This window comes from Maribacter sp. TH_r10, assembly GCF_033101095.1.
GTDB lineage: Bacteria > Bacteroidota > Bacteroidia > Flavobacteriales > Flavobacteriaceae > Maribacter_A > Maribacter_A luteus.
The window spans coordinates 335514-349676 of record NZ_JAWMPY010000002.1 but is presented as its reverse complement, the minus strand read 5'-3'; the positions used below and the strand labels follow the sequence as shown (position 1 = coordinate 349676).

The 14163-nt window shown below is 38.9% G+C and carries 12 protein-coding genes; 8 read left to right on the top strand and 4 right to left on the bottom strand.

Annotated elements, in window-relative coordinates:
• From R3X28_RS06835 to R3X28_RS06810, 6 genes are all read left to right on the top strand, one after another.
• Positions 1 to 309: a hypothetical protein gene (locus tag R3X28_RS06835; protein ID WP_154369469.1), complete on the top strand. Its 309-nt coding sequence runs from the start codon at positions 1 to 3 to the stop codon at positions 307 to 309.
• 133 nt (positions 310 to 442) lie between these two features.
• Entirely contained in the window at positions 443 to 793 is a 351-nt protein-coding gene (gene rplS / locus R3X28_RS06830; protein ID WP_154369471.1) for a 50S ribosomal protein L19, read from the top strand.
• Between the two features lie 691 nt (positions 794 to 1484).
• Positions 1485 to 3704, top strand: coding sequence for an NADP-dependent isocitrate dehydrogenase (locus tag R3X28_RS06825; RefSeq protein WP_317663521.1), 2220 nt, complete (start codon positions 1485 to 1487; stop codon positions 3702 to 3704).
• A gap of 117 nt (positions 3705 to 3821) precedes the next feature.
• A complete protein-coding gene (locus tag R3X28_RS06820) occupies positions 3822 to 6197 on the top strand; it encodes a TonB-dependent receptor (protein WP_317663519.1) in 2376 nt (791 codons plus the stop codon).
• A gap of 3 nt (positions 6198 to 6200) precedes the next feature.
• A complete protein-coding gene (locus R3X28_RS06815; protein WP_317663518.1) occupies positions 6201 to 7007 on the top strand; it encodes a DUF4249 family protein in 807 nt (268 codons plus the stop codon).
• Between the two features lie 67 nt (positions 7008 to 7074).
• Positions 7075 to 7305 carry a DUF6095 family protein gene (locus R3X28_RS06810; protein ID WP_317663516.1) on the top strand — a complete coding sequence of 77 codons (231 nt, stop codon included), beginning with the start codon at positions 7075 to 7077 and terminating at the stop codon, positions 7303 to 7305.
• A 31-nt stretch (positions 7306 to 7336) separates the two neighbouring features.
• Here the strand turns inward: R3X28_RS06810 and R3X28_RS06805 are convergent, their stop codons facing one another.
• Entirely contained in the window at positions 7337 to 8023 is a 687-nt protein-coding gene (locus tag R3X28_RS06805; protein WP_154370069.1) for a DUF4294 domain-containing protein, read from the bottom strand.
• 104 nt (positions 8024 to 8127) lie between these two features.
• Here R3X28_RS06805 and R3X28_RS06800 point away from each other — a divergent pair, with 104 nt between their 5' ends.
• Positions 8128 to 9216, top strand: a complete 1089-nt coding sequence (locus tag R3X28_RS06800; protein ID WP_317663514.1) for a M42 family metallopeptidase — start codon at positions 8128 to 8130, stop codon at positions 9214 to 9216.
• Between the two features lie 24 nt (positions 9217 to 9240).
• Positions 9241 to 9789, top strand: a complete 549-nt coding sequence (locus R3X28_RS06795; protein WP_317663512.1) for an NUDIX hydrolase — start codon at positions 9241 to 9243, stop codon at positions 9787 to 9789.
• Here R3X28_RS06795 and hisS read toward each other — a convergent pair.
• From hisS to yccS, 3 genes are all read right to left on the bottom strand, one after another.
• The gene (gene hisS, locus R3X28_RS06790) at positions 9784 to 11160 is read right to left on the bottom strand and encodes a histidine--tRNA ligase (RefSeq protein WP_317663510.1); all 1377 of its coding nucleotides are present in this window, start codon (positions 11158 to 11160) and stop codon (positions 9784 to 9786) included. The two genes, R3X28_RS06795 and hisS, sit on opposite strands and share 6 nt — an antisense overlap.
• Before the next feature lie 60 nt (positions 11161 to 11220).
• A complete protein-coding gene (locus R3X28_RS06785) occupies positions 11221 to 11697 on the bottom strand; it encodes a DUF6495 family protein (RefSeq protein ID WP_282055142.1) in 477 nt (158 codons plus the stop codon).
• Positions 11698 to 11849: 152 nt separating this feature from the next.
• On the bottom strand, positions 11850 to 13997 hold the full coding sequence (gene yccS, locus R3X28_RS06780) for a YccS family putative transporter (protein WP_317663507.1): 2148 nt from the start codon (positions 13995 to 13997) through the stop codon (positions 11850 to 11852).
• Positions 13998 to 14163: the final 166 nt, after the last annotated feature.

Below are 14163 nucleotides of genomic sequence, written 5' to 3'. Positions count from 1 at the left end.
ATGGAGAGCTACGAAATTTATTTTACTATAGGAGGAGTATTCGGATTCTTGGCACAAGCGGCCATCTTGGTTTTTTCGATCGCTTATTACGTAAAACTAAAATCCATAGGAACACTCCTAATGACCATAGGGAGCCTATTGGGTACAATGATTTTTCTTTCACGACCACTTTTAAGCGTACTGGCAGGAACCATGGGTAGTATGGAAATAGTCAAAACACAAGGACTTTTATCTATAGCAAGTAGCATTTTCATTATCGTTTTTGCCATAGGGTTCGCCATGAACGTGCTGGCGACTCCAAAAAAATAAAAACTCGAACAGGGAAAGAAAAAATAAGTCAAAATGTTGTGGGTTTTAATTTATAGCGTATTTTTGCACCCTGTTAAATTAACCTCTGACGAAAATCGTGAATGTTAGTCTAATCTAATTGTAAAAGAAAACAATGGAATCATTAATCAACTTCGTACAAAACGAGTTCATTTCTAAAAAAGAATTTCCTGAATTCTCTGCCGGTGATACGATTACCGTATACTATGAGATTAAAGAAGGTGAGAAAACACGTACCCAGTTCTTCAAAGGGGTAGTAATCCAAAGAAGAGGCACTGGAGCGACAGAAACCTTTACTATTCGTAAAATGTCAGGTACTATTGGCGTTGAGCGTATATTCCCAATCAATTTGCCTGCTTTGCAGAAAATTGAAGTTAACAAAAAAGGTAAAGTACGTAGAGCTAGAATTTACTACTTCAGAGGTCTTACTGGTAAGAAAGCAAGAATCAAGGAAGTTCGTTCTTAAAAAAGAGCTACAATATAATTTAAAAACACCTCACTACCATGAGGTGTTTTTTTATGAACAATTGTTAATAACCTAAGTTCATAAGGTGTTGATTTTTAATTCTTTGAATTACGATATATTCATCTTATATTTACTTCATGGTTTAAGAAAAACCCTTAGGGGTAAATTATTGAACCATTATAAAGTTTACGTTCTTTATATTATTGTTCGGTCTTAGTTAGTAGAGGTTATAGAATTCGTTCTAAAAATTATCGAAAGCTAAAACAACATAAAACCGAGGGGTAAAGTCCACAAGGTATAAGTGTTAATATCTTTATATAGGTATAAAACTTTAGGTTATATATTAAATATGGGATATTTGAACAGTAAGAAATAATACAAAGGAGTTACTTGGTTGAAAAATTAAGAACAATCACGTATTACAAACGTTGAAATGGTTTTGGAGATGGCAATCATTGGTTGCGGTTTTGATGTAAATTCAGAACATATATTTTCAAACTATTTCTAAAAAGCCATATCAATTGTACTCGTACAGTGATATGGCTTTTGTTTATTTAATGCTCAAGGTCTGCCAAGAACAATTTTCCACTTCACAAAATTATGTTTATTCTTTATAAATTATAGGCGACCCAAAAACTGGTGGCAACCATAAAATTGTATATTTACAGCACTAAAATTAAAACTTTTTTAAATGCCAAAAATTTTTTATACCAAAACAGATGAGGCGCCAGCCTTAGCAACCCAATCTTTCTTACCTATAGTGCAAGCTTTTACCAAGACCTCGGGCATTACCGTTGAAACTAAGGATATCTCTTTAGCAGCTAGAATACTTGCTGCATTTCCCGAATTCTTAACGGAGGACCAGCGCAAAGATGATGACCTGGAATCCTTAGGGAAACTGGCAAAAATGCCAGAAGCGAACATTATCAAATTACCGAATATCAGTGCTTCTATCCCTCAATTGAACGAGGCAATCGAAGAACTACAGAGCAAAGGGTATGCCCTACCCGATTATCCGGATGACCCAAAAAACGATGCGGATAAAAAAATCAAAATAAGATACGACAAAATAAAAGGTAGTGCGGTAAACCCCGTACTTCGCGAAGGGAATTCTGACCGTAGGGCCCCTAAGGCAGTAAAAAACTATGCGAAACAGAATCCACATTCAATGGGTGCCTGGAGTAAAGATTCTGCAACGCATGTAGCCACTATGGATCATGGGGACTTCAAATCGAACGAAAAATCGGTCACCCTCCCTTCAGCCACCAATGTAAAGGTTGAATTGAAAGCCAATGATGGTACCGTTACCGTTCTAAAAGAGAACATTCCCCTTTTGGCAGGTGAAATCATCGATGGTACGGTTATGAGCAAAAAAGCATTGGTTGCTTTTTTGACCGAACAGATTGAAGATGCCAAGAAAAAAGGCGTTTTATTCTCCATACATATGAAAGCCACAATGATGAAGGTTTCCGACCCTATCATTTTTGGCCATGCCTTAAAGGTTTTTTTTAAAGATGTATTCTCCAAATACAAATCTGACTTTGATGCGATAGGCATTAGTGCCAATGACGGATTGGAAAGTTTATTGGATAAATTGGATGAGTTGCCCGGGGATAAAAAGACTGAGATTGAAAATGATATCAAGAAAGCCATAGATCAAGGACCTGACCTGGCCATGGTCAATTCCGATAAAGGCATAACCAACCTTCATGTGCCCAGCGATGTTATTATTGATGCCTCAATGCCAGCAATGATCCGAAATTCAGGTCAAATGTGGAATGCGCAAGGTAAAGCACAAGACACAAAAGCCGTTATTCCCGATAGCAGCTATGCGGGTATTTATTCCGCAACCATTGATTTTTGCAAAGAAAACGGGGCTTTTGACCCAACTACTATGGGTACTGTACCCAATGTTGGACTTATGGCCCAAAAAGCCGAGGAGTATGGCTCCCACGATAAAACCTTCGAAATCGCGAATGACGGTAAGGTAGCCATCGTGGATATTAACTCCGGAGAAGTTTTAATTGAACACACAGTTGAAAAAGGGGATATTTGGAGAATGTGCCAAGTAAAGGATGCCCCAATTCAAGATTGGATAAAATTAGCTGTATCCAGAGCCCGTGCCTCTGAAATCCCTACTGTTTTTTGGCTAGACAATGAAAGGGCCCATGACAGGGAATTGATCAAAAAAGTAAATTCTTATTTACCAGACCATGATACATCAGGTTTGGACATAAAAATTCTTTCCCCGATCGAAGCCACAAATTTTACCTTAAAACAGATTAAGGAAGGTAAAGACGTGATTTCTGTAACAGGTAACGTTCTTCGTGATTTCTTAACGGATCTTTTTCCTATTCTTGAAGTAGGCACAAGTGCTAAAATGCTTTCAATAGTACCTCTTATGAAGGGAGGCGGACTTTTTGAAACCGGTGCGGGAGGTTCCGCACCTAAGCACGTAGAGCAATTTTTGGAAGAAGGCCATCTACGTTGGGATTCCTTGGGGGAATTCCTTGCATTAGGTGTCTCTTTGGACTTTTACGGTGAAAAGAACAACAATCCTGAAGCACGTATTTTAGGTGACACCCTTGACAAGGCCACTGAAAAATTCTTGTTGAACGATAAATCACCTTCACGGAAAGTAATGGAATTGGATACACGGGGAAGTCATTTCTATTTGGCTATGTATTGGGCAGAGGCCCTTGCCAACCAAGATCAGGATGCTGCCCTAAAAAATGTTTTTTCTAAAGTTTCAGAAGAAATGAAAGGCAAAGAATCCCAGATAGTCAAAGAATTATTAGACGCCCAAGGCAGTCCTCAAGACATCGGGGGGTACTATTTGCCCAACGCTGACCTTGTTGCCCGTGCAATGAGACCAAGTAATACCCTAAATGCCATATTAAAGGGCATTTAACGTAGTAATATTCAAATCGTAAAACCCTTGGTCAGCACCAAGGGTTTTTTATTTTAAATAAACGTTAATACATTAAAATCCTTTTAATTCTTTTTATTTTTACTAAAATTCGTATCAATGAATAAAAGGCTGCTCTGTTTTTCCAGTTTATATTTCCTTTTTTCCTGTCTTCTCTTTTCCCAGCAAAAATTCACACTCAGTGGCACGGTCTCGGAAGCCTCGAGCAACGAAACCATGATCGGGGTAACCATAGCCGTCCCAGAACTTAATACCGGCGTTACCACGAATGAATACGGCTTTTATTCCATTACATTGCCCAAAGGGGAATACCAAATACAAGTAGGTTATCTAGGGTTCCAAGATCAAATACAAAGCATCAATCTAACAGAAAACAGTAAATTGAATTTTCTTATGGTTGAAGAAGCTGAGCAATTGGACGAAGTCATCGTTACCGACACCAGTGATAAATTGGATATACGCAAACCTCAAATGAGCGTAAACACCATGTCAGTTGGCACCATCAAGAAAATTCCCGTTATTTTGGGCGAAGCCGACGTTATCAAATCTATCTTACTACTACCGGGTGTAACAAATGCCGGGGAAGGTTCTTCTGGGTTTAATGTTAGGGGTGGTGCCGTGGACCAGAATCTTATTCTACTCGATGAGGCCACTATTTTCAACTCTTCACATCTTTTCGGTTTTTTCTCGGTATTCAATCCCGATGCCATAAAAGATATCAAATTATATAAAGGGGGCATTCCTGCACGCTACGGGGGTAGGCTTTCTTCGGTACTCGACATCTTTCAGAAAGAAGGAAATAGCAAGGAACTCAAGGTAAACGGCGGAATTGGCTTGGTTGCCAGTCGTCTACTGGTTGAAGGCCCTCTGAAAAAAGACAAGGCCGCCTTCCTAATCGGCGGTAGATCGTCGTATGCCCACCTTTTCCTACCCCTTTTCGATGTTGACAATACAGCATATTTTTATGATCTGAACACCAAAATAAACTTCAAGATAAACCCGAACAACAACATATTTTTGTCGGGTTATTTCGGTAGGGATGTCTTCAGTATCAGCGATAGTTTTGTAAATACCTATGGAAATGCCGTAGGCAATTTCCGTTGGAACCATTTGTTCTCCAGTAAATTGTTTTCCAATCTTTCTTTGATCTATTCCGATTATTATTATGGACTTAAGTTGGATTTTGTTGGTTTCAATTGGAATTCGGGAATTCAAAATTTTAATGTAAAGTACGACCTGAAGCATTATCTTAATGATCAACTTCGTATTAATTACGGTCTTAACAATATCTATTATCGCTTTAATCCCGGTAAAATAGAACCCAGTAATTCCAGTTCGGGAATTCTTGAAGACCAACTCATTCAAAAATACGCCAATGAGTTTGCAGCCTATGTAGATGTGGAACACCAGGTGACCCCAAAACTCAGTCTGGGTTATGGCTTGAGACTCAGTTATTTCAACCGTTTGGGACAAGACGAATTGAATGTTTATGAAAATAATAACCCGGTTCTTTTCAATTCCACGATTCAAATTTACCAAGAAGCCGACCCTATAGATGTTTTAACCCCTAAGAGAAGTGAAAGTTTGGCCAAGTTCACCAATCTTGAACCAAGGTTCAGCTTATCGTACCTAATAAATGATAATAGCTCTCTTAAAGCCAGTTACACCCGTTTAGCACAATACCTGCATTTGATTTCGAATACCAGTTCGCCCACTCCTTTGGATGTTTGGACACCTAGTGGCCCTTTTATAGAACCCCAACTCTTGGATCAATATGCCATGGGGTATTTTCAAAACCTTAAAGAAGGCGATTACTCTGTAGAGACAGAGTTGTTCTACAAAGACATTCAAAACCGTATCGATTATATTGATGGGGCAAACCTTATTGCGAATGATGCCATTGAACAAGTTATCCTGAATGGTGAAGCAAGGGCCTATGGATTGGAATTCCTATTTCGAAAGAATATTGGTAAACTACAAGGATGGCTTGCATATACCTTATCAAAATCAGAACAGAGAACCCCTGGAAGAAATTCATCTGAAACAGGGATCAATAACGGTAAATGGTACAATACCCCCTATGACAAAACGCATGACATCTCGGTTTACGGAAATTATGGCTTGAATGAAAAATGGAGTTTTAATGCCAATTTTGTTTTTCAAACGGGACAACCCACGAATTACCCCATTGGCCAATATGAATTTCAAGGAATGACCGTTCCCTATTACGGAGAACGAAACCAGGAAAGGTTGCCCAGTTATAATCGCCTTGACCTTTCGGCAAGTCTTACACCCAGAAAGAACAAGAATCGAAAATTACAGGGAGAATGGGTATTTAGCCTTTATAATGTTTACAACAGAAAAAATGCCGCATCCATTTCTTTTAGTAGAAATGAAGATACCAATGTGAATGAAGCGGTTCGCACTTCGATATTCGGAATCGTACCGGCAGTAACCTATAATTTTAAATTTTAGGCCATGAAAAAATATACATTAATATTGACCCTATTATTTATTTCGTTAAGCTGTGAGGATGTTATCGAAGTAGATGTACCTACAGATACCACCCGCTTGTCCATCGATGCACTGATTCGTATCGATACCGGATTATCTTCTACCCGAATTGAGGTCAAGGCCACTGAAACCACATCTTTCTTTGAGGAAATAGGTCCGGCCGTGTTAGACGACATACAACTTATGAGTACCACGACCAATATTTCAGCAGAACTTGAAGAACAGCCAATGGGCTCTGGTATTTATGTTATTAATTGGCCTACGGAAGCACTGACACAAGGAGAATATCTATTGAACATCACATATAATAACGAACAATATGAGGCAACTACCTCCTTTGTGCCCACCGTACCATTTGATGATTTAAGACAAGGAGATGGCTCTTTATTCTCTGAGGATGAAACCGAAATAGTAGTTTCATATACCGATGAAGCAACTCGTGATGATTTCTACCTTTTTGATTTTGATTTTGATAAATACCTCGTATCCGAAGATACCTTTTACCAAGGACAGTCCTTTGAATTTTCTTATTTCTATGAAGACGGACTAGAACCTGGTAGGGAATTGGAAATAAGTATTTTAGGCACAGATGAAGCCTTTTACAACTACATGAACCAATTGATCGTTCAAAGTGGTGGGGACCAAGGACCGTTTTCTACACCAGCTGCTACGGTTAGGGGAAACATTGTTAACCTGACGGATGCCGATAATATCGCACTGGGTTATTTTGCTTTATGTCAAGAATATAAAGAAACGGTTACCATAGAATAAATATGACTCCTTTTAACCATGTACATTAAGTCAGATTTGATAATTTTACAGCAAGATTTCCATTATCATGAAAACCGATAGAGACCTTTTAGTCAAAGGGGTAAAACACTTTATTTACACCTTTATTTTAATGTTTACCGCTCCAGTGGTATTATGGCAGGCCTTTAAAAACCAAGGGCATTTCCTATATATCCCCGTACTCATTTTTGGTATTATTTTAGCCATAGCAGCTATTGCAATGGGTTTTTACAGTGTTCATATAATTATGAACGCCTTGTTCAACACCCCGAAAAAGTAGAAATAACCCCGAAATATTTAATTAAGTTCGTTTAGTTGCTTTTTGAGCTTACCGAGTTCCACCTGTTCTCTAAATCCATATAATCAAAATCCAAAGCGGATTTCTGGCGTTCCAACTTACCGGCAGCAAAAGCACGCTGTAAAATATCCTCAATTAGATAATCCTCCTCGACATTTTTCGGGTCGTATTCCTCTTTTAAACTAATATCGAACATTTTTGCCGTGGTATTGTACCAAAAAGCACGCCAACCATTTCTCAATTCCTTTACTAATCCAAAAGCTGTATGACCGGTTTGCCTATAAATAAGTTTAACAAGGATCTGTCCCTCGGTCCGGGTCATTTTCTTAAGCTCATCTGAAAATTCGCCTTCAATGTACTTTTGTACCTTCCTTGTGTATTTTTTACGCTTACGGGTTTTTGTTATTTTTGAAAGACTGTCGTTCAGCTCCTGTAATCGTTCTGCGGCCAACTTGGCATATGGGAATACTTTAATGGTCTTTCTTCTTAAAATATAATACCTGAGTTTTGCCTTATAGGATTTAAAATTCAATTTACTGAATACGTAAACCTCTTCGAGGGGAATGGAACTATAGACAATAGAATCGCCTTCTATAATGATCATTTTCTCCGCAATCGAATCCAAAGGCTGTTCTTCCACTTGTGCAGAAACAAGTAGCGTAAAAAGACCGAAAACAAAAAATAGAAATCTATTTACCATCATGGGACCAAATACAAAAGCCTTGCCAAAATTAACGATTATTAACCACGGTTATTACTTATTAAGATCGAATATTGTTAAGTTTGTGTACAAAATTATTATATATGGCTTCAAAGAAAATTCTCAATAAAAAATCGATGGATTTTTTAGAAAAGTACCTCAATAACGCAGCACCTACGGGTTATGAATGGGAAGGTCAAAAAATTTGGATGGATTATCTAAAACCTTATGTAGACACCTTCATTACCGACACCTATGGTTCTGCCGTTGGTGTAATTAATCCGGATGCTGAATTTAAAGTAGTGATAGAAGGGCATTCTGACGAAATTTCCTGGTACGTGAACTACATAACGGACAACGGACTTTTATATGTAATTCGAAATGGAGGCAGTGACCATCAGATTGCCCCGTCTAAATGGGTGAACATCCATACGAAAAACGGTGTTGTAAAAGGGGTCTTTGGTTGGCCGGCCATTCACACTAGGAACAAAGCCAAGGAAGAACCTCCAAAACTCGATAATATTTTCATTGATATAGGAGCAAAAGACAAAAAAGAAGTAGAGAAAATGGGTGTTCATGTAGGTTGTGTAATCACCTATCCGGATGAATTCCAAATTCTTAATAAGGACAAATTCGTTTGCCGTGCTATTGATAATAGGGCCGGTGGCTTTATGGTAGCCGAAGTTGCACGTCTACTGCATGAAAACAAAAAGAAACTTCCTTTCGGATTGTACATTACTAATTCCGTTCAAGAAGAAATAGGGTTGCGAGGTGCGGAAATGATTACCCAAACCATTAAACCCAATGTCGCGATCATAACCGATGTGTGCCACGATACGACCACCCCAATGATCGAGAAAAAGACCGAGGGCCATACCGAAATAGGTGCAGGACCTGTTATTTCCTACGCCCCAGCGGTACAGAACAAACTACGGGAGCGTATCATAGAAACTGCCGAAGCCAATAAAATCCCTTTTCAACGAATGGCAGCTTCCAGATCTACGGGAACCGATACCGATGCCTTTGCCTATAGCAACGGTGGCGTAGCTTCGGCCCTTATCTCCTTACCCTTGCGTTATATGCACACTACAGTGGAAACGGTTCATAAAGACGATGTTGAAAACGTAATCCGTTTAATCTATGAAACGGTTCTGAACATTAAAGACGGTGAGACTTTCAGTTATTTTGATTGATAGGCTGTATTAGATATTTTTATTATGGATGAATTGGTTGATATATTGGATGCTGAAGGCAACTTCACCGGAAAAACGGCCATGAAATCCGAAGCACATAAACATGGACTGTTCCACCCAACGGTCCATGTTTGGTTTTATACCAAAAACGGAAAAATATTACTACAGCAAAGAGGAAAAGACAAGGATACCCATCCCCTACTTTGGGACGTTTCGGTAGCCGGACATGTAGGTGCAGGGGAAAGTTATGAACTCTCTGCAACGCGGGAAGTTTCGGAAGAAATAGGCTTGGATATCCCTGTAAGTGAACTAGAAAAAATCGGGGTTTTCAAATCCATCCAAAAACACAATGAAAACTTGACGGATTGTGAATTCCACCACACATATATCTGTGAGTTGAAAGTACCTTTTTCCCTCTTATCAAAACAGGATTCCGAAGTCGAAACTTTATCACTTGTTCCCCTCCTGAAATTTTCTGAGGAAACTTGGGGGTTGGCCAACCTAAAGAAATATGTTCCACACAGTGTGGACTATTACAAAACAATCATCAAGGCCATTAAAAAAAAGTTATAGCCTTTTAATAAAATCATTTATTTGGTCAAGACCATAAGTATGTTGCTCACCACTGGCCATTTCCTTGACAACGAAAGTATTGGTGTTCATTTCATTTTCACCGATCAATACCACATAAGGAACTTTACGATTATTGGCATATTTCATCTGCTTCTGCATTTTGGCCTTACTTGGGTATACATCTGCAGTAACCCCTTGCTTTCGAAGCTTGGTCACTAAAGATAACGCCGCCATTGATTCGTTTTCACCAAAATTGATGCATAGTACATCCAATGATTTGTTCAATGTCTCGGGAAATAGACCCAATTCTTCCAGAACCAAATAAATACGATCCAAACCAAATGAAATACCTACACCACTCACATCTTTAAGTCCGAATATACCTGTAAGGTCATCATAACGCCCTCCGCCGCCAATTGAACCCATTTTAACGCCTTTTGGCGCAGCTACCTCAAAGATTGCCCCTGTATAATAGTTAAGCCCTCTAGCCAGCGTTACATCGATTTCAAGATTTGCCGATTGCAATTGCAAATGCTCCATGGCATTGATGATAAATCCGAGCTCCTCTACCCCTTTACTTCCTTGTTCCGATTGGATCAATAAATCTTTCAGGGCCTGTAACTGGGAGGCATTATCCCCAGAAAGTTCAAAAAGTGGTGCCGCCTTTGCAATCGCTTCTTCAGAAATACCCTTGGCCAACATTTCTATTTTGACCCCTTCTACCCCGATTTTATCCAATTTATCCAAGGCCACTGTGAAATTGACCAAATTATCATGGGCCCCAATAACCTCAGCTATACCAGCAAGTATTTTACGGTTGTTCAATTTTATGGTTACCCCTTCCAATTTCAAATCTGAAAAAACGGAATCATACAACTGGATCAATTCAACTTCCTGTAAAAGGGAATTTGCACCGACCACGTCCGCATCACATTGGTAAAACTCCCTGAATCGTCCTTTTTGAGGTCTATCGGCCCGCCAAACCGGTTGTATTTGATACCGTTTAAATGGAAAATCTATTTCATTCTGGTGCATGACCACATAACGGGCAAAAGGTACGGTCAAATCATAACGCAGAGCCTTTTCTGAAATCTTAGAGGTTAAAGACCTTGAGTCTTTTGTGCTATAAGTGGCCTCATCTACCTTATTCAAAAAATCCCCCGAATTCAAAATCTTAAAGATCAAACGGTCACCTTCATCCCCATATTTACCCATCAAAGTTTCCGAATTTTCGAAAGATGGGGTTTCAATCGGTTGAAATCCAAAAATCTTAAAATGCTTTTTCACTACCCCAAAAATATAATCGCGCTTAGCGATCTCGGTAGGTGAAAAGTCTCTGGTTCCTTTAGGTATACTAGGTTTTTGTGCCATTTGGTATTTTTCTAATGCAAATATATGGTTTTGTGGTTTCCTGCTTTTGCGGAAATGTCTTTAATTGACCTCGATCATACTATCGAACCATTTGTACAGATCACCTTTTGTGATTACAGCACCTTGTTGGATCAAATTGAATTTATCCAGGTTTTTATCCTCCCCGTAGGCCTTCGAGGCCGTGAGATAATCTACAAAATCGGATTGCCAATTTTTCTTGAACCAATTGAACCCGACGGTTGTCTGTAGATCTATTTTTGGGTTCATCACCTTAACGGAAATCAATTTCATTTCCTTGTCCGTCAACTCGAACAAATGCATTTGTTGGGCCGAAATATTCTCCAAATAGGTAACCTTGTTCAAGACCCCTTCCCAAATCAGGTCACTGAAAACATCCAACTCCTCTTCTGCCACTTCTGGCTTGTCGGTCTTTAGTTGCTTCCATTCCTCTCCTGTAATGGACTGAGTTGCCAAAAAATTTATAAACTCTTGATGCAACTCCTCAAATTGTTGCTTTGTTAATCTCCTATATTTCATGCTGCAAAAATAAAAAGCCCTGACGATTCTGTCAGGGCTTTTATGATTATTTTCTGTATTCCTTTATAATTCGAACTCCGGAAACGATGGTAGTCTTCTTTACAAAACAAACCCTTTAACCCTTAGCTCCTTATTTTCAATATTTTCCAACTTTAATTAGCGGTTTTCGTTAGGTTGAACAATTTAGCCTGCTCAAGTATTTGCATGGTTACGTGTACAATATTGTAAAGTAAGATATATTGCATTTGGGTTATGTCCTTGTTCGTAGTTAGCAATTTATCGCTAATATCCCTCAGTGTATTTTCAATCGGTTCTATTTCTTTTATGTTTTGTGCGGTCAACCAATTAAAGGCGTCATCCAGTGCTTTTAAAATTTCATTTTCAAATACCAATATTTGTAAGGTTTCCGTTTTTTGTTGTGTTCTGTGTGCCCCTAAAGCCGATAAATAAGATAACAAGGCATGGTTCAGATAGGTAAGCTTAAAAGCCGTTTTGTTCAATTGTTGCTGTTTTTGAGGGTCTAACTGCATGTTTTGCCAGACCTTGACCAAGGCATTATCGGCCCTATGTGCTTCTCTCCTTGCTATTCTGTAATTTAAATCGTCGGTAGTCGGATTTTGATATTCTTCTAAAATAGCCTTAAAATAAGCTGTGTTTTTATGAACGACCTCACTTAGTAAGCCGGGTAATTTTTTGTACTGCCATTCGGGCCACAAAAAGCGAACTACAACAAACGAGATAAAAGCCCCTATAAGTGTATTGATTAAACGAGGCGCCATTACCTCTACCCCTTTATCCGACATTATATTGAAGGCACACAGCACGAAAATAGTAATGAAAATAACCCCAACGGAGTAACGGCGTTTCATCCAAATAAAAAATAAATAAGCCGAAGTGACCAAAAGCACTATTTGCCCGGAAAAAGAGAATAATCGAATGACCAGAACACCAATGACCACCCCCAACAAGGTACCTATAGTCCTTTCTAACAATCGTTTTCGTGTTTCACTAAAACTGGGTTGCAATACAAACAATATAGTAAGGACGATCCATTCCCCTTTGGCCAAACCAAAATATTGATAGACAGCGAACCCAATTAAAAAAGACAGACTTAATCTTAAGGCATGTCGCATTCTGGGGTGCTTACTATTTAATTGTGATTTTAATCTTTTAAAATAGGAACGGGTATCTTTTTCTAATTTAGGCAAGGAATCCTGGTCATAATTCTCATGAATATGTTTTAATGTTTCGTTACACTGGGTCAGGTTTTTAATCAATAAACGCAAAGAAAGCGTACCTTTTGATTTATCGGCTTTCAGTAATCCGTTAATGGTCCCTATCAACCAGCCTAATGCCTTGGGATGCTCGTAAGGACTACCGGTAAGTAAACTTTCAGCAAAATTTTTAGTGGCAAGGGCCAACTCGTGCAGTAATTGATCGATACCCCCGATCAATTCGATATTTGCAGGGTTCGTAGTCAATAGATCGTACCGTTCATGACTTGAAGTAGCCCGTTCATGCAATTCTTGTAAAACCATGAAATAGTGCAAATAAGGTTGTAACGGTTGCTGATTTTTTAGTGACTCCCCATAGCTGTTCAGAACTTCCTTACAAGTATCCAAAGCCTCAACGATCTGTATGTTCAACAGGGCCAGTTTTGCCCTTATCGCTTTATCCCGTTGTCCGTCACTTGGAAAAAGTTTGGATTTTTCATTAAAATAATCCGATAGCGCATAAAACCCTATTGCCAACTGTTGATTCATGAGGCTGTAAGGTTTTAAAAGTAAAATTACATATGAAAAAGCGCCATAAATAAAAGCTCCTAATGAAAGTAGGATCGGTTGCAAATACCAATTAGGACTAATTGGTGCCCCGATCATCGTATAAACCCCAATGAGCAATGCTCCAAAGGTCACTCCTCGAAAACGCTCACTAATACCGCCCAGTAAAATGAAGGCAATCGTTGAAAGGGACAGCCCCAGCCCCAAAAGGATAGGATAAGGTTGTAACAACTCTACCGAAAAACTTGATATAGCAAAACTTAAAACTTTCAAGGCCATGGACTTTAATCGTCCGTTCGGGTGGTCCTCGGTTTCAGAGAGAGCTCCCGCAAGTGCACCAAGGCCCAATGTTACCGCATAAAATGGCAACCCCAAAACCATCATCAAAATAACAAGTGAACCAATAACGATGGTTCCTTTAAACGCTAATAGCCTATTTGGGTTCTTTAAAAACAGATTTCTATAATACCGATACCAAGAAATTTGTTTCAAGTTGAAAGAAAGTCGCTTCACTGCCATGGCCCTTATGCCTTTTGTACTAAAAACCACAAAAGTAAACAATAGCTATGGCTTAGCCTGTATAATTAAATCATAACAGTAAAATTCTGTAAAATCGAAATACCCATACCATTACCGTATCACATTATTGAAACTATTGGAAAACCGGTTTTATAGGCCTAAGGGG

Excerpts from the sequence above, each read along its gene's own strand:
- R3X28_RS06835 (WP_154369469.1), top strand. The coding sequence starts at position 1 with ATGGAGAGCTACGAAATTTATTTTACTATAGGAGGAGTATTCGGATTC.
- rplS (WP_154369471.1), top strand. The coding sequence starts at position 443 with ATGGAATCATTAATCAACTTCGTACAAAACGAGTTCATTTCTAAAAAA.
- R3X28_RS06825 (WP_317663521.1), top strand. The coding sequence starts at position 1,485 with ATGCCAAAAATTTTTTATACCAAAACAGATGAGGCGCCAGCCTTAGCA.
- R3X28_RS06820 (WP_317663519.1), top strand. The coding sequence starts at position 3,822 with ATGAATAAAAGGCTGCTCTGTTTTTCCAGTTTATATTTCCTTTTTTCC.
- R3X28_RS06815 (WP_317663518.1), top strand. The coding sequence starts at position 6,201 with ATGAAAAAATATACATTAATATTGACCCTATTATTTATTTCGTTAAGC.
- R3X28_RS06810 (WP_317663516.1), top strand. The coding sequence starts at position 7,075 with ATGAAAACCGATAGAGACCTTTTAGTCAAAGGGGTAAAACACTTTATT.
- R3X28_RS06805 (WP_154370069.1), bottom strand. The coding sequence starts at position 8,023 with ATGGTAAATAGATTTCTATTTTTTGTTTTCGGTCTTTTTACGCTACTT.
- R3X28_RS06800 (WP_317663514.1), top strand. The coding sequence starts at position 8,128 with ATGGCTTCAAAGAAAATTCTCAATAAAAAATCGATGGATTTTTTAGAA.
- R3X28_RS06795 (WP_317663512.1), top strand. The coding sequence starts at position 9,241 with ATGGATGAATTGGTTGATATATTGGATGCTGAAGGCAACTTCACCGGA.
- hisS (WP_317663510.1), bottom strand. The coding sequence starts at position 11,160 with ATGGCACAAAAACCTAGTATACCTAAAGGAACCAGAGACTTTTCACCT.
- R3X28_RS06785 (WP_282055142.1), bottom strand. The coding sequence starts at position 11,697 with ATGAAATATAGGAGATTAACAAAGCAACAATTTGAGGAGTTGCATCAA.
- yccS (WP_317663507.1), bottom strand. The coding sequence starts at position 13,997 with ATGGCAGTGAAGCGACTTTCTTTCAACTTGAAACAAATTTCTTGGTAT.